Annotated in this window: 18 protein-coding genes and 1 riboswitch; of the genes, 8 read left to right on the top strand and 10 right to left on the bottom strand. The window is 31.6% G+C overall.

The genetic code is table 11. The features are described from left to right. The first annotated feature begins 10 nt into the window (after positions 1–10). The 3 genes from ahpF (at position 11) to IEU88_RS06695 (ending at position 2,987) form a co-directional block, all read left to right on the top strand. Positions 11–1,534, top strand: coding sequence for an alkyl hydroperoxide reductase subunit F (gene ahpF / locus IEU88_RS06705; RefSeq protein WP_103372907.1), 1,524 nt, complete (start codon positions 11–13; stop codon positions 1,532–1,534). A 283-nt stretch (positions 1,535–1,817) separates the two neighbouring features. Beyond that, on the top strand, positions 1,818–2,438 hold the full coding sequence (locus IEU88_RS06700; protein WP_096823959.1) for an NDxxF motif lipoprotein: 621 nt from the start codon (positions 1,818–1,820) through the stop codon (positions 2,436–2,438). Between the two features lie 333 nt (positions 2,439–2,771). Next, entirely contained in the window at positions 2,772–2,987 is a 216-nt protein-coding gene (locus IEU88_RS06695) for a hypothetical protein (protein WP_096811048.1), read from the top strand. A gap of 291 nt (positions 2,988–3,278) precedes the next feature. Here IEU88_RS06695 and IEU88_RS06690 read toward each other — a convergent pair whose 3' ends face one another. Continuing rightward, complete coding sequence (locus IEU88_RS06690) at positions 3,279–3,857, bottom strand: histidine phosphatase family protein (RefSeq protein ID WP_103372906.1); 579 nt, start codon at positions 3,855–3,857, stop codon at positions 3,279–3,281. 105 nt (positions 3,858–3,962) lie between these two features. Between IEU88_RS06690 and IEU88_RS06685 the strand changes: the two genes are divergently transcribed. Further along, positions 3,963–4,328, top strand: a complete 366-nt coding sequence (locus IEU88_RS06685) for a DUF4870 domain-containing protein (protein WP_096811050.1) — start codon at positions 3,963–3,965, stop codon at positions 4,326–4,328. Positions 4,329–4,398: 70 nt separating this feature from the next. Here the strand turns inward: IEU88_RS06685 and IEU88_RS06680 are convergent, their stop codons facing one another. The 3 genes from IEU88_RS06680 to IEU88_RS06670 form a co-directional block, all read right to left on the bottom strand. Beyond that, positions 4,399–5,025 (bottom strand): LysE family translocator, encoded by a 627-nt coding sequence (locus IEU88_RS06680; protein WP_096811051.1) that lies wholly within the window; start codon positions 5,023–5,025, stop codon positions 4,399–4,401. A 489-nt stretch (positions 5,026–5,514) separates the two neighbouring features. Further along, positions 5,515–5,829: a DMT family transporter gene (locus tag IEU88_RS06675; RefSeq protein WP_096811052.1), complete on the bottom strand. Its 315-nt coding sequence runs from the start codon at positions 5,827–5,829 to the stop codon at positions 5,515–5,517. After that, positions 5,829–6,155, bottom strand: coding sequence for a DMT family transporter (locus IEU88_RS06670; protein ID WP_103372905.1), 327 nt, complete (start codon positions 6,153–6,155; stop codon positions 5,829–5,831). Before IEU88_RS06670 ends, IEU88_RS06675 begins: the two co-directional genes overlap by 1 nt. Positions 6,156–6,209: 54 nt before the next feature. Further along, positions 6,210–6,306: riboswitch (guanidine-I (ykkC/yxkD leader) on the bottom strand. Positions 6,307–6,599: 293 nt separating this feature from the next. Between IEU88_RS06670 and IEU88_RS06665 the strand changes: the two genes are divergently transcribed. Together IEU88_RS06665 and IEU88_RS06660 are read left to right on the top strand one after the other, a co-directional pair. After that, a complete protein-coding gene (locus tag IEU88_RS06665) occupies positions 6,600–6,824 on the top strand; it encodes a hypothetical protein (RefSeq protein WP_096811054.1) in 225 nt (74 codons plus the stop codon). A 429-nt stretch (positions 6,825–7,253) separates the two neighbouring features. Beyond that, a complete protein-coding gene (locus IEU88_RS06660) occupies positions 7,254–7,430 on the top strand; it encodes a hypothetical protein (protein WP_170006901.1) in 177 nt (58 codons plus the stop codon). 335 nt (positions 7,431–7,765) lie between these two features. On the opposite strand, the gene merA is transcribed toward IEU88_RS06660, so the two are convergent. Next, entirely contained in the window at positions 7,766–9,088 is a 1,323-nt protein-coding gene (gene merA / locus IEU88_RS06655) for a hypothiocyanous acid reductase MerA (RefSeq protein WP_103373262.1), read from the bottom strand. Next, positions 9,075–9,509, bottom strand: coding sequence for a redox-sensitive transcriptional regulator HypR (gene hypR, locus IEU88_RS06650; RefSeq protein WP_103373261.1), 435 nt, complete (start codon positions 9,507–9,509; stop codon positions 9,075–9,077). Before hypR ends, merA begins: the two co-directional genes overlap by 14 nt. 769 nt (positions 9,510–10,278) lie before the next feature. Between hypR and IEU88_RS06640 the strand changes: the two genes are divergently transcribed. Then, on the top strand, positions 10,279–11,070 hold the full coding sequence (locus tag IEU88_RS06640) for a poly-gamma-glutamate hydrolase family protein (protein WP_103373260.1): 792 nt from the start codon (positions 10,279–10,281) through the stop codon (positions 11,068–11,070). A gap of 311 nt (positions 11,071–11,381) precedes the next feature. Here IEU88_RS06640 and IEU88_RS06635 read toward each other — a convergent pair whose 3' ends face one another. The 4 genes from IEU88_RS06635 to IEU88_RS13685 all read right to left on the bottom strand — a co-directional run bounded on the left by IEU88_RS06635 (position 11,382) and on the right by IEU88_RS13685 (position 13,983). Beyond that, the gene (locus tag IEU88_RS06635) at positions 11,382–11,618 is read right to left on the bottom strand and encodes a hypothetical protein (protein ID WP_096811058.1); all 237 of its coding nucleotides are present in this window, start codon (positions 11,616–11,618) and stop codon (positions 11,382–11,384) included. Positions 11,619–11,757: 139 nt separating this feature from the next. Further along, entirely contained in the window at positions 11,758–11,955 is a 198-nt protein-coding gene (locus tag IEU88_RS06630) for a hypothetical protein (RefSeq protein WP_103373259.1), read from the bottom strand. A 326-nt stretch (positions 11,956–12,281) separates the two neighbouring features. Then, the gene (locus IEU88_RS06625) at positions 12,282–13,595 is read right to left on the bottom strand and encodes a LysM peptidoglycan-binding domain-containing protein (protein ID WP_103373258.1); all 1,314 of its coding nucleotides are present in this window, start codon (positions 13,593–13,595) and stop codon (positions 12,282–12,284) included. Between the two features lie 199 nt (positions 13,596–13,794). Beyond that, positions 13,795–13,983, bottom strand: a complete 189-nt coding sequence (locus tag IEU88_RS13685; RefSeq protein ID WP_096811061.1) for a hypothetical protein — start codon at positions 13,981–13,983, stop codon at positions 13,795–13,797. Positions 13,984–14,214: 231 nt separating this feature from the next. Here IEU88_RS13685 and IEU88_RS06620 point away from each other — a divergent pair, with 231 nt between their 5' ends. Beyond that, a complete protein-coding gene (locus tag IEU88_RS06620; RefSeq protein WP_103373257.1) occupies positions 14,215–14,550 on the top strand; it encodes a hypothetical protein in 336 nt (111 codons plus the stop codon). Positions 14,551–14,685 lie beyond the last annotated feature (135 nt).

Raw genomic sequence — 14,685 nt, 5'->3', positions numbered from 1 at the left:
ATTGATTTGAATGCTTAATGATCAGCTAAAATCACAATTGCAACAATTACTTCAATTGATGGAAGGTGACGTTGTACTAAGTGCAAGTCTTGGTTCAGATGATAAATCTAAAGAATTAAAAGAATTGCTAGACGAAGTAGCTGCAGCGTCTTCAAACATAACAATTGAAGCAAAAGACCTAAAACGTACGCCAAGCTTTACTGTTAATAGACCTGATGAAGACACAGGTGTAACATTTGCTGGTTTACCTATGGGTCATGAGTTTAATTCTCTTGTATTAGCTTTATTACAAGTAAGTGGTCGTGCGCCTAAAGAAGAACAATCTGTCATAGATCAAATTAAAGCTTTAGACCGCCCGCTTAATTTTGAAACGTATATCAGTTTAACATGTCAAAAATGCCCTGATGTTGTTCAGACTTTAAATTTAATGAGCTTATTAAATCCTAATATCACTCACACTATGGTTGATGGGGCAATCTTTAGAGATGAATCTGAAGATATCATGGCAGTGCCCGCTATCTATTTAAATGGTGAAGAATTTGGTAATGGCCGTATGACTGTTCAAGATATATTAACTGAATTAGGCAGTAAAGTAGACCCATCAGAGTTTAATGATAAAGCGCCTTATGACGTGTTAATCGTTGGTGGTGGCCCTGCAAGTGGGAGTGCTGCGATTTACACAGCTCGTAAAGGATTACGCACTGGTATTGTTGCCGATCGCATCGGCGGGCAAGTGAATGATACTGCAACAATTGAAAACTTTGTCACTGTTAAAGAAACAGACGGGCCTAAGTTTTCATCTGCACTTGAAGATCATGTAAAACAGTATAATGTTGATATGATGACAGGTGTCAGAGCGAGCGACATTGAAAAAACAGATAACGGTATAGTTGTTACTTTAGATAATGACGCTAAATTACAAAGTAAAACTGTTATCATTGCTACAGGTGCACGTTGGCGGAAACTAGAAGTACCTGGTGAAGAAGCGCTTATCAATAAAGGCGTTGCATTCTGTCCGCACTGTGACGGTCCTTTATTCGAAAATAAAAACGTCGCTGTCGTAGGAGGCGGAAACTCTGGTGTTGAAGCTGCAATAGACTTAGCAGGTATTGTAGAGCACGTAACACTATTTGAACGTAACGCTAGCCTTAAAGCAGATGACGTACTACAAGAACGTTTGAGCTCTTTACCAAACGTTACAATTATTAAAAATGCTCAAACTACTGAAGTGCTTGGTGAAAATTCAGTTACTGGTCTTAAATACCAAGACAAAGAAACGGGCGAAGACCATACTGTTGAATTGGAAGGTATATTCGTTCAAATCGGGTTACTACCAAATACAGAATGGCTTGATAATTATGTCGAATTAAATCAAGCGAATGAAATTATAATTGATCGTACCAACGCCACAAGTATTCCTGGCATATTCGCAGCAGGCGACGTAACAGACGATCGTAACAAACAAATTATAATTTCAATGGGCGCTGGCGCAAATGCCGCACTCAATGCATTTGATTATATTATTCGTCACTAAATTACATGCCCTATTAAAATCAATAGATAACTTTCTAGGAGGACCAAATCGGTTCTCCTTTTTTATGTTTTCAGTTAATAAATCGTACCGTTTTGATGTTTTAACATCCATAACAAATCGTTTAAGTCAGATTGCACTTTTATATTTCGTTCAAAAGATTGTGCGTTTATGTATCATTCGTCTATATAAATCAGTAGCTTGAGATGATACCCTTAAGTTATAATTTCAAGAACAAATAGATTATGATATAAACAGGACTATGATTAAAGGAGTAGTACGTTCTATGAAAAAAAGTATATTTTTATCGTTAGTACTCATGCTAACTGCTATACTCGCCGCATGTTCTAACGAAGATTCGAATGATGACCAACAACACAGTGACAGACACGCACCTACCGATGTCAAAAAATTAACAGAAAATGACATTTTTAGTTCGAATAAAACAGATGAAGCCATTAGTGAAGAGGAAATGAATAAAGCAATTAAAAAGTATTTAGATGTTAACTCAGATATTATAGACAACAAATATTTAATACAGTATAAACTAGATAAACAAACGGGTACTGATACTAAAATTACAGATGCTCAAGCAAAAAGATTATCAGATTTGTCTCACAACGCTATCAAAAATGATGTACGCTTCGAGAAATTCGTCAAAGAAAATCATTTACCAAAAGGTTATAAAACCCATGTTGACCGTATTATCACTTACTTCACAGCTTTAAATAGCACAATTAAAGATGCTGATAAACAAATTGAAGAAGTGAATTATCAACCCCAGAACAAATTGAACGTTGTAGATGTATCGACAGAATACGCTGGAGATGTAAATGGTAAACAACAAGAAAAAATTAAAAAATTCCTTAAAGAAAAAGGCATAAAAAGTGACGCAGTAGATAAATAACCACATTATTTATTTTTATGAAAATAATAATCATAATTGTGAACATTATTTTAAATAAATGTCATATTTACTTTACTTAATAAGAGATTAAATCAATAGCATTACAAAACGATGACATCTTTAATTTCCAGTCTCATAAAGCTTTTTAAACGCTTACACATTATTTTTCGAAAAACATTGACTTATATTTGTAAAAAACCTTACATGATTGTAAGGTTTTTTAATATGATATGTCTTTTTTTCTCAGAGTTGTGTTTGTTATCCTTTAGTATAAGATCAAATACAGTAAACGTAGGAGCACAGTCGAGAAACCATTTTAAGGAGGTAGCACCCATGGTGATAACTATTTTACTAGGTGCAATGGCTGCTGTCTTCATAGCTTTTAATCTCTTTGAGAAGAAAGAAACATATGGCGTTATCTCATATAAATCAATTGCTCTAAGTATAACTTACGTCATACTAGCAGTTATTGTCGGTAGTTTTTTAGACAATATACACACAATTTTTCAAGGATTTCATGATAGCTTAACAGCAGCAAAAAGATATTAGCTGACAGGGCAGAGTCCACATTTCTCTAAAATGATTGCTCAGTTGCGCCCTGCCAAGGATGGCTAGTTAATGTAAATATAAAGCTTGAAGCGTGTTTTCATTCCCAGTCATCTTTTGATAGCATACTGAGACCCACAGAAGTCTGTATCAGAAACTACAGCACCAAATCATACGCATTGGCAAGTATGTACGTTCAAAATTAAAATACTTAAATATAACAGTGCACCTTATTTAACGAAGGTGCATTTTAATTTTATTTTGGCCGTGAGTATTTATCTTTAGATTCTTATGCTATTTTTCAACTTCATACGGCACACAATTTTCTATTTTTTTGTCTATTACAGTATCTTTATTTTCATACCCTAAATATACTAAGCAACATCTGATTACGACTTGATGCGCAATAATTACAATAGATTCTAAAGATGGGTCTACTTCATGTTTAAAGAAAGCTTCTACACGTTTCAATACATCTTCATAACTTTCACCTTCTGGCGCTTTTTGAGTAAAGCTGTGTCTAAATGCATGATATGCGCCATTACCAAAATATGCTGCATATTGAGGATCTTGTTCAACTTCACTCACTTTTTTACCTTCAAAAATACCTAAAGAACGTTCTCTTAATAAAGGGGTCACAGTTGCAGGGATAAATTTATCAAAAATTGCATTATATGTTTGCCTAGTTCTCGTTAAATCTGATAAATAGATATGGTCAATCTTCATTTTATTAAAATGATATTGTAATCGTTGTGCGCCGCGCGCTCCTTTTTCCGTTAAAGGCACGTCTAATTGGCCACAAAAATAATGATTCCCTTCTTTTTTATCATAATTAGATTTAGATTCACCATGTCGAATTAAGTATATTTTCATATTGATTTATCCTCCTTTTTATCTCATCTAACACTTTTGTTAGATGGAGCATATAGACTATAATTCATTTTTTATTGTTGTTATGATTAACATGAGGTGATAAAAATGAATGAACAATCATTACATTCGGATACACAAGGCGGTCGCGTTCTATCTTCTATCAGTTATTTTAGTATATTTTTTGCACCTATTATTTTACCAATCATTATTTGGATTTTTGCTGATAAGCCAGCGTCTGCGCATGCAGCTAAATCATTATTTTATCATATTATCACATATATCGGTCCAGTCTTCATTGCAATTACGTTAGGTTTAGGAAGCACACTCATCAATCAGCAACAAAACACGATTACTGTTATCGCTATTATTTTCTCTATCATTTTAATCATATTGACCATTTGGTATACAATTAAAAACGTTTATCGCGGTGTTAAAGTACTAATTTCTGAAAATGCTTATTTTAACCCGTAAAATAATATTTAAAAAGGAGGATGGTTCTTAATAAACGTGAAACCATCCTCCCTTTTTATATTCGCTTTTATTAACTACTTTTACTAAATAGTAAGTTAAGTGACAGACCTATTAAAACTGTTCCTACTGCGTAATCAAAAATGGCTTTGACTTTTCTATTAGCAAAAAGTAGCTTGATATATTGAAAAATATAAACACAAAAAATAAACCATAATAAAATAACTGTAGTTACAATCGCTGACAGTATGGCTATTTGTGTTGTAACGCCTTCACCCGTACTTAAAAATTGCGGTAAAATACTTATGTAATAGAGTAGTGCTTTCGGATTTAATATGGTACTCAAAAAGCCTTGTCTATAAGAGCTTAAATAACTAAACTGTTGCGCTTCGATTTGCGTTACAGAAAAATTCATACCTTGACGTGCACTTATAATACTTTTTATCCCTAGATATATAAGATAACCAGCGCCAAGTATTTTAATTACTAAGAATACATAATACATATTTGCTAATATAAAAATAATACCAAAAACCGCTAATAAAGAATAAACAACGTGACCGGTTGTGATACCTAACGCTGCCATTGCGCCATTACCTTTACCTGACGTAATCGAATTTTTCATTACTACAAAAAAATCTGGACCAGGGACGATAATAATCATTAAAGTGATTGTAATAAATGCGGCTAATCCTTCCATTCTATGCACCTCCACTTTGTTTATGTTATCAAGATGCACTGACCATCGCAACACGCTAGTCCATTATTTTTTAATAATTCAAAGAAAGTATATTACAAGCTAGGCCTTAAACAGTTTACTATAAAAATACACCGTCTGAATTGATTCAAATTAAACGATTATGCTATATTACCTGTGTAGTCGAGAATCGGCTACTTGTCTTTTATATTCATAAACATATTACACTTAATAGAGAGCAGGACAGAAACGATTTTACTCAAAAGTTTTCACCCTGCTCTCTTCTATTTTATTAGCAATAACTCAATGAATCGAGAATAAGCTAATCTTTATTTTTCGATCTTTTTATATTTTGTCTAGAAAAAACTATCGCATATTGCGTAAGCTGTAAGTTCTATTCTAAACCTCCAAAGCAAATCAAACACATTAAAGACTAACATTAGCCAATAAGAGGATTACACATCTTCTTAATATTGATTGATACAATAAACATTAACTTATTAATTTCAAACCAATCGTACTGCCTAATATGACAATAATACAGATAATTCTTTTTATATCAGTTGACTCTTTATAAAATAGCATACCTAAAACAGCCCCTCCGACTGCACCAATACCAGTCCATACAGCATAAGCCGTACTCATAGGCAATTGGTTCATTGCTATGGATAACGCTAAGAAACTCACTGCAAAGAAAGCTATCATCCATCCAAGCGAACGCCATTTACGACTATGCACATAAGCATTCAAAAACGTGATACCTAACATTTCAAAAACACCTGCAAAAATTAATAAAATCCAAGCCATTACGAACGCCCCCCATCACTTGTTGTCACTAATTTCAAGCTAATTACACCTAATAATAATGTTATTATTAAAATAGTTTTCCCTAAATTAAATGGTTGTCCAAAAAATAGAAAATCAAATAATGTCACACCGGTCGTACCAAGTCCAACAAACACTGCATAAGATGTTCCTACTGGCAATACTTTAGATGCTTCAATAAGCAAGTAAAAGCTTAAAAATATAGCAATGATAGTTAAAATCCATTCAAATACTGATGAAGCATGCGTTAAACCAATCACCCATCCTACTTCAAAGACAGCTGCAATAATAATTTTTAACCAATTCATAATAAGATACCTCCTAAAAAAGTTAAAAAAGCCCGGGAGATAGTTGTTCATACTATCTCCCAGGCTTTTATCCTTCCGTGTCACATCATATATGTGGCTTTCTCTCGGACCGAACCAACAAAAATGTTGTGGAACCCTAGAAAGCGTTTATTCAATTATTTAAATCATATCAAATTACACTTTTATATTCAAGCTTAAGAAATGAATTTTATCATAAATTATAATAATTATCATAAGGAAAACGCTTAACATAAGATTAACGCTTAATTTTGCACTTTTTTTATAATTTTTCGAGTCAAAACTCTCTACATTTTATGAATTTTAATGTATACTAAGTATTAAATTATAATAATTATAATTTAATAGCGTGATTGATGAAACTCATTCTCAATTAAGCACTTTGATTAATTAAACTATAAATTTTTATAAAAGCGAGGGATTATGATGAAATTATTAAATTACAAAATGCAAAATGATGAACTTATTGCTACTGTATTATCCGACAAGAAACAAATATTCAAATATACTTTTGATATCAATACACCTGAATACGAGATTTTAGATGTACTTGAGGAAATCAATCACTATGTAGATAACGGTCAACATCCACTAGGCTGTTCATTATTAAAAAACTATTCACACGAGGATGTGAGCCACAATATTTTATAATCTAAATCCTCGACCAAAAAGGTGAGTATAACTGATGCATACGAATCAGTATACTCATCTTTTAATTTTTGATTAGCGCCAATAACATATCTGTTTTTAATTTTCGATATCATGTTTAAAATTAAATACACGCAGGAGAACGTCCCTGGATATATTAATATTCTATTTCATAATTTGGATAGGCTTTATTTGCAATAGCCCCATAAATCACCGCATTAAAAACACGACATTTATTGGCTTTTTTGTTTTATATCTAACTATACCCTTTCTTTACATAATCATTTATAATATATATAAACCGTATTTTAAATTTAATATGCATAATATCATTATAAATAACAAGACGAATGCGTTAATCCTAGAAAGTAAAAGGGTAAATATATAATAAGAGCACGTGTCATAATCAAATTACATAAGGAGGGACGCAAAATGTGGATTATCTCAATATTACTCATTATTGTTGGTATTGTGTTGCTCATCCTAAATAATCGTATACCAAAAAAAGAAAACGTGGGCAAAAAACAAAGTTTAGTTAGCTTCGGCGTTGTTTGTTTAGTTATTGGTATTTTTGGATTGATTGGTCAGATTATTAAGTCAATAATATAATACGTTTCATATAAGAAGGCTGAGACAAATTTAGTACAATGTCTCAGCCTTAAATATCATATTGGCAGTAGATAACTGGAATGAAAATACACTGATATTAAATTTTTAAAGTACCACTTCTTAATTTATTAAGTTGAAGGCACTTATGGCAAGCATTTTAGCTCTTGCATGCTTTTTTTCTAGTCACCTTTACCGAGATAGGACAGAAACCATTTTAGAAACATACGTTTTCTGTCGTATTCTATTATGCATGAACTTGCTTTATACGATGCTCTAAACCTTAGTAGTCCTTATATACAAATCTTAGCAAATGTATACTTATTACTGTTTGCTACCTACATATTAAATAAATCATTAAAAGATTCTGCCATTGTAGGATGGGTATAAATATTCTCTTTCAATACTTCAAAAGGTAAGCGTTGATCGATTGCTAATTTTATTAAATTAATGATTTCTTCTGATTGTAAACCATATAATGTCGCACCTAGTATTTCATTTGTTTCTTTGTTAACTACTGATTTAAACAAACCTCTTGTGTCATTGTTTACTTTGTGACGTGGGATTGTATTAACTGGAACTGCATTTTCTAAAATTTGATAACCTTGCGTTTTGGCTTCTCCTGCTGTCAAACCAACGCGTGATAATGGAGGATCAATAAATACTGTATAAGGTACAACGCCACGATTTTCAGTTGTACGTTCGCCGTTCCCAAATAACTGGTCTTTGACGATTCTAAAGTCATCTAATGAAATATAAGTGAATTGCATACCGCCTTTCACATCACCTAATGCGTATATATGTGGTACATCAGTTTGTAAATGTTTGTCTACTTTTATTTCACCACGTTCGCCAATTTTGATGTCCGTATTTTCTAGTCCAAAATCTACATTAGGTTTACGGCCAGTTGCTAATAATACGGCATCTGCTTCATAGTTACCTTTCGTAGTGTGCACAATCGTGCCAGAAGTTGTATCTTCAAAACGTTCTGTATCTGCGTTCAATACGAGGTTTACGCCTTTATTTTCTAAATCCTTCTTAACTTCAGAAACAATCTCTTTATCTTCTTTAGGCATAATATCATCATGTTTTTCTAAAATTGTGACTTGTGTACGAAAATTCGCAAACATAGAAGCAAATTCTAATGCAATATATCCTCCACCAACGATAACTAACTGTTTAGGTTGAGTTGTCAACGCCATAATACCTGTAGAATCGTATAAATGTTGTGACGTCTCTACACCATCAATGGATGGAATAACGGGATTCGCACCTGTGTTTATAACAATGTCAGTTGCTGTGATTGTTTCTTGTATTTGATCATCTTCATCTAATAAATCAATTTCTTTATTAGACGTAAATACTGCCTTATAATCTAGGACGCTTATATTGTTATCATCTGCTAAATTATGATAATTTTTGCTATTTAAAGCATTAACTACATCGCTTTTTCTAGAAAAAGCTTCATCAAATGAACCATGCTCTAATCCTTCGTGTACAAGCGTTTTAGAAGGAATACATCCTATATTAATGCATGTACCACCATACATTTTCTTAGATTTTTCAACTACAGCGACACTTTTCCCTTGTCCAGCTGCAAATTTGGCTAATGTTTTGCCGCCTTTACCGAATCCTATAATAAGTAAATCAAATTGTTTCATTAGTATCCTCCTTAAGCGTTTCATTTAAAACATCACGTATTGTAATACCTTTATAATAATCGATTAATATCTGCTGTTCCTTTTTGTGGAACTTAGACATTGTATTACCAATCTCTCTAGATATTTCACAATTACTACTTTCATCTCCAGTATATATACGTCCTTCCGATTTATCTTCATTAAAAAGTATAAATAATTCAGCTAAATTCACCTGAGCCGTTGTAATGTTGGCTCGATACCCACCAAACTTACCTCTTGATGTTTCTAGATGTTGGTATTGATTTAATTTACGCGTCACCCTACGTAATTGCACTGGGTTTACACAAATACGTTCAGCTAATTCAGTGCTATTAAAACGTTCATCAAAATGCTTTACCAAAAATGATAATAAGTGTACTGCTATATTAAATTCTAAATTCATAGGTCTCACCTTTTGGTTTTAATTGAAACTTTTGTAGTTACATTTAAACATACAATTTTATTTCACACAAATCATTTGTTTAATCCTTTGCTATATTATAACGAAAAGCGTTCAAAATGATTTAACATCTCTCCTCTTCATGGAACTTATAATCATGCACCTCTTATTTTATTATCGTATACCATATATATCTTTAAACAGCTGACATATAAATCCACCTTCTTTTTGTCCTAGTAAGCGTTTCACATCATTTTCATTAAACCCACTTTCGCTTGTAGTCACTATCGTGTAATGACTATTACATTTAAAATGAATTGTGACTGAATGCGATGCTCCTCATTTAAAGTTAATTTCTTCATTTTCAACAATATTTTTTATAAATATATTAATTTCAGCATTATACGCCTCATATCGTAAGTTGTTGTTTTTCCTTAACATCAACGCTCAGAGCCAGAGGAAAACCAGAATCCTCCAACACAATCTGGATTTACAAAAGCTTCAAACACTTTATCACTAGGCACATTGTTTTACATTTTCGTTACTATATCCAACAAATTCACAACCTTTCTCCTAAAATAAATCTTTTACCTACCAACCATATGTTCATTTTCAACTGTTTCATTATTGGCTATGTATTATGTCATACTCTAAAATGTAACTAGGTATTACGGAATCAGTAATACAATTGCAAATTACTTATAACTTATATATTATTAATAATTTTGTTATAATTTAACAATCACTAAATATATAGATTTAGGAGCTAATTATGAAAAACATCTTAAAAACTTATTTATATTATTTAATTATGCTCGTTATTGTCGGCATAGTATTACTCGGTTTATATTTCACATACGTATGGAATCAGGACCAACCTCAGAACCATGATCAATCCCAGCATCAAGATCAATCCCAGAACCAAGACCAATCTCAAAATCAGGATAAATACCAAAATTTCTCTCAATTAAAATCAGACACTGAGAAAAATAGCGATTGGCAAAGAAACATTAAGAAAACTAATAATAAAGATATATTAATCACTGCTATCCATGGTGGTGGCATTGAACCTGGTACTTCTGAATTAGCTAAGATTATCTCTAAAAAAGGAGATTTCAACTTATACAGCTTTGAAGGATTATTAAAATCAAATAATAAACAATTACATATTACTTCTACTCGTTTTGATGATTCTAAATTAAAAGAAATGAGTAATAAATCTAAAGAATCTATTTCTATACATGGCTTTCAAAGCGATGAGAATGCAGTTTATATTGGTGGACGGGATAAAAAAATGGCCGATTCAATTAAGAAAGAATTAGAAAAAGAAGGATTTAATGTAGAGGAAAGTCCCAACCGTATTGACGGGAGTTCAAATAATAACTTTATTAATAAAAACGACAGTGGTTCTGGTGTACAACTTGAGATATCTACTTCTATCAGAAAATCGTTTTTCAAAAAAGATAACTTAGACAGAAAAACGAGAGAGAACACTTCTAAATATCGTCAATCTATTTATGATTTTGCAGAAGCTGTCACTAAAGGCATTCACTCTCAAACATAAAAAATTTAATTTATTAAATAACTCATTTTAAAATAAATTCAACGAAGGTATCTTTATTTTATTTTCGTTAACTGAGGTTATTTTGTATTATACAGGCTAAGACTTTTTAATAGTTGCCTTATAAAAACGTCACGATTAGTATATTTTAATTCTAATTTACTACAGCCAAGCATATTGAAAGCCTGGGGCACATATTGCTCCCCCAGGCTCTTCTTATTCTACAAACTATTTAACGAAATACCCACTATAACGCATCTTTCAAATGGTGTACCATTTATCTAAAGCATTTAACGATTACTACACTACCAATATCATTTTATGCTTTTTAAAATAATAGACATCACTGCACACACCACCGTAATTAATAAGAAGATATTCATTATAATCATATCTGTACCATACACGTCGAAGCCTAATTTAAAATTCCCAGAATGATTACCCACGTAACTATTTATAAATACAATAATCAACACGCCAATTGCAGACAGAATTCCAATAAAATCAAATAATAATTTAACACGTGGATGTTTAATTCCTTTTGTTAACATAGCATTTCACCTCAAGTTTTATAATTATCTTTTGATTTATATTTTATAACTAAATAAAGTGCTCTATATGTGTGATTGAATCATAAACTCATACACTTGTTCATTTTTGGCTATCATTAAATGAAGTTCATTTATTTTTTTATTGATGTTTGTCCTTTTTGATACGATACCTACGGTTCATTATTCCAATCAACACACCAAATATCATATATATAATATAAATCCAAAATCCCTTGCCTTCAAACGATTTTAAATTTGTATATTCAAAAATAAGGTAAATAGACCCTATCAATAAAAACGCATATAATAACGTAAAATAATGATTAAAATATTTCATAAACATGCCCCTACGATATCAATATTAATTATTTTGATATCTTTCTAAATCATACTCTCTGAACTTAGACACCTACGTTTTAATATTTGAAATAATGTATATATTAGTCTCTCAATTTCTATGCGTAGAGTTAATTTAACACGACATGATACATTCCACAACTTTAATAAAAAGAGAAAAACAGTACTAACACAAGATTAGAACAGACTGAATATAGAAGGTAAAACGCTTATATAAGGACTATTTCTATTTCAAATACACATATTCTAAATTATATTGAAGGCCGAGACATTATAAATGTTCGGCCTTATTGACAGTAGCAATTTTTATTTGATTTTTAAAATTTGTCCTATTTTCAAACTATTCGACGTTAATTTATTATCCTTTTTAATTTTTTCTACACTCGTCCCTTGCTTTTTAGCAATGCTGTAGAGCGTATCTCCCTTTTTAACAGTGTGTGTTTTAACTAAGTATAAAGTTTGCCCTTTACTAATATGATTTGATTTTAAGTTATTCCATTTTTTTATATTATCTACACTCACTTTACTTCTTTTCGAAATATTATAAAGTGTATCTCCCTCGACTACCTTGTGTGTATCGCCAGTAATCGAATCACTCGGTGTTTCGGGATTTTTCAACTTCAATACTTGCCCCACAGTTAAATTGTTACTACTTAAGTTATTCCATTTTTTTATATTATCAATTGAAACACCACTTCGTCTTGAAATACTGTAAAGCGTATCTCCTTTTGTCACTTTGTATGTGCTGCCAGTAATAGCATCATCACTATCGTCACCTGAAAGAGATTTATAATGTTTTTGCACTAAACTGTAAAATTGGTTCATGTCATATCCCCATTGACTAAAATAACCAATAGGATCCGTATGGTTTGTGCCACCCCAATACTGACTTACAGCATTATGACTAATAATTGTCCCTGTACCTTGGTTGTTATCTGCAAGAGAAGGTTGTAAACCATTAGCTTTCAACATTTTTGCTGTTAAATAGGCCTGGTTATTTACAGATTTAGCGAATTCATCAAATGTATTAGACCTTGTTAATTCGATTTGATAAAAATAAGGGTTCGCGTTTGCGCCAGCCCCCCAAGCTAAATATTGGCTTGGGGCAGTTTGAATAATTTTATCACTACTCGCGTATGCGTGAACAAATGCACTATTGTAATTGTTGTACATATAATTCACTTCACCATCAATCGTGCTATTTGGATTAGCCGTTTCATGAATAACTACACCAATGTATTTGCCAGACTTATAACTATACTGTGGCAAATTATTTATTCTAGTATCTTGAACAATCTTCGCTGGCTTAATATTATTATTTGCTATATATGTATTCACATCTTGATAAGCACGATTTGCAGCAAAACTTCTCATCTCTGTACTATTATGTTCTGCAACTTTATTATGTAATTTTAAATCTTCTGGTGTCAGTGCATTTTTCAATTGTTGTGGGCTCATTTTTTGAGCTTCTTCATAATCAATCGCTTTGCTGGTGTCCTCTCTATTTTGCTTATTGCTTTTATCTGTGTTTTGTTCATTATTATCTTGGGCAGCCATCGCCGTTTGCGAAAGTAGCAAGCTAGAAACCAATAATAGTGAAACACCAAACCTAAATTTCATAACAACATCTCCCTAGTTAAAATTTGAATCATATTACATGTCGATTTCAAAAAATTCATTTTCAAAACCTCTTTAATTTATTCTATATTAATTTTGAAACATTTACAAAATGTTATTTTATTTGGCTCATTATAATAACAAAAATTATATTTTAATTATTTACAAAAAAGCCGCTACTCATTTCGAGTAACGACTTTGATTATATATCTGTAAAAACACTTGATAAAATCGCGACTAAAGCCACTATGAGCACTAATACTAATATTGAGTCAATTTTCCTTTGGTTCCGCTTATTCATAGGTTTTTTAAACTCTTTTATTGCTACAATACCAGCGCTTACCACAATGATTAAACAGATTACATGAAATAACAAAATCAGTACAGACATCACGAACACCCCAAATCATTAAAAATGCGCTTATTCAGTAATATTCACCTTAATATATCCTTACGAATAAGTTACACTGCTTATTTATTCATACCCATTTTATAAACTAAAATAACCAGGTTCTTACATTTCAAATTGACTATAGATAATGTTAAAAAGATTTGACATATTACGCAATATTTTTTTATGTTAATGATACGTTAAACCTATTTTAATTTCGAGGTGTCATATATGAAATATTTAATTATTTTTATTGTAGTTCTATTGTTTTCAGCTAGTTGGAACGTCTTGTCTCATAAATTTTTACCTTCAGAGCTAACTGACCACCCAAACGATCAATTTGACGAGAGCCAAAGAAAAATGTTTTTAGCGGTTTTAGCAAGAACCTGCGTATGGAGTGTATATAGTTTGTTATTTATTCTTATCATGCGCTTATTAAATGTGTGGGATTTTAATCATAGTCTATTTGGAAACTATCCAGAAATAACTATGATATTCATTATGTTCTCATTAGCTATTATGAACTATTTCTATATTAGACGTAAATATATGTCAAAAGGCCATTAAATCAAAAATAAAATTAACGTTTATCGTCAAAGCAATGCATTTCTCAATTCACATGAAACCAAGTCGTGAATGTATCTAGACAAATTATTAATGCTATTGAAAACAATCAATACAACTCTTCGTGATCTTTGGCAT

Source organism: Staphylococcus nepalensis (assembly GCF_014635045.1).
GTDB lineage: Bacteria > Bacillota > Bacilli > Staphylococcales > Staphylococcaceae > Staphylococcus > Staphylococcus nepalensis.
Note: the sequence above shows the minus strand (reverse complement) of the source record. Positions and strands in the feature narration are given on the sequence as shown.

Coding starts and splice junctions, on each gene's coding strand:
- ahpF (WP_103372907.1), top strand. CDS start 11: ATGCTTAATGATCAGCTAAAATCACAATTGCAACAATTACTTCAATTG.
- IEU88_RS06700 (WP_096823959.1), top strand. CDS start 1,818: ATGAAAAAAAGTATATTTTTATCGTTAGTACTCATGCTAACTGCTATA.
- IEU88_RS06695 (WP_096811048.1), top strand. CDS start 2,772: ATGGTGATAACTATTTTACTAGGTGCAATGGCTGCTGTCTTCATAGCT.
- IEU88_RS06690 (WP_103372906.1), bottom strand. CDS start 3,857: ATGAAAATATACTTAATTCGACATGGTGAATCTAAATCTAATTATGAT.
- IEU88_RS06685 (WP_096811050.1), top strand. CDS start 3,963: ATGAATGAACAATCATTACATTCGGATACACAAGGCGGTCGCGTTCTA.
- IEU88_RS06680 (WP_096811051.1), bottom strand. CDS start 5,025: ATGGAAGGATTAGCCGCATTTATTACAATCACTTTAATGATTATTATC.
- IEU88_RS06675 (WP_096811052.1), bottom strand. CDS start 5,829: ATGGCTTGGATTTTATTAATTTTTGCAGGTGTTTTTGAAATGTTAGGT.
- IEU88_RS06670 (WP_103372905.1), bottom strand. CDS start 6,155: ATGAATTGGTTAAAAATTATTATTGCAGCTGTCTTTGAAGTAGGATGG.
- IEU88_RS06665 (WP_096811054.1), top strand. CDS start 6,600: ATGAAATTATTAAATTACAAAATGCAAAATGATGAACTTATTGCTACT.
- IEU88_RS06660 (WP_170006901.1), top strand. CDS start 7,254: ATGTGGATTATCTCAATATTACTCATTATTGTTGGTATTGTGTTGCTC.
- merA (WP_103373262.1), bottom strand. CDS start 9,088: ATGAAACAATTTGATTTACTTATTATAGGATTCGGTAAAGGCGGCAAA.
- hypR (WP_103373261.1), bottom strand. CDS start 9,509: ATGAATTTAGAATTTAATATAGCAGTACACTTATTATCATTTTTGGTA.
- IEU88_RS06640 (WP_103373260.1), top strand. CDS start 10,279: ATGAAAAACATCTTAAAAACTTATTTATATTATTTAATTATGCTCGTT.
- IEU88_RS06635 (WP_096811058.1), bottom strand. CDS start 11,618: ATGTTAACAAAAGGAATTAAACATCCACGTGTTAAATTATTATTTGAT.
- IEU88_RS06630 (WP_103373259.1), bottom strand. CDS start 11,955: ATGAAATATTTTAATCATTATTTTACGTTATTATATGCGTTTTTATTG.
- IEU88_RS06625 (WP_103373258.1), bottom strand. CDS start 13,595: ATGAAATTTAGGTTTGGTGTTTCACTATTATTGGTTTCTAGCTTGCTA.
- IEU88_RS13685 (WP_096811061.1), bottom strand. CDS start 13,983: ATGTCTGTACTGATTTTGTTATTTCATGTAATCTGTTTAATCATTGTG.
- IEU88_RS06620 (WP_103373257.1), top strand. CDS start 14,215: ATGAAATATTTAATTATTTTTATTGTAGTTCTATTGTTTTCAGCTAGT.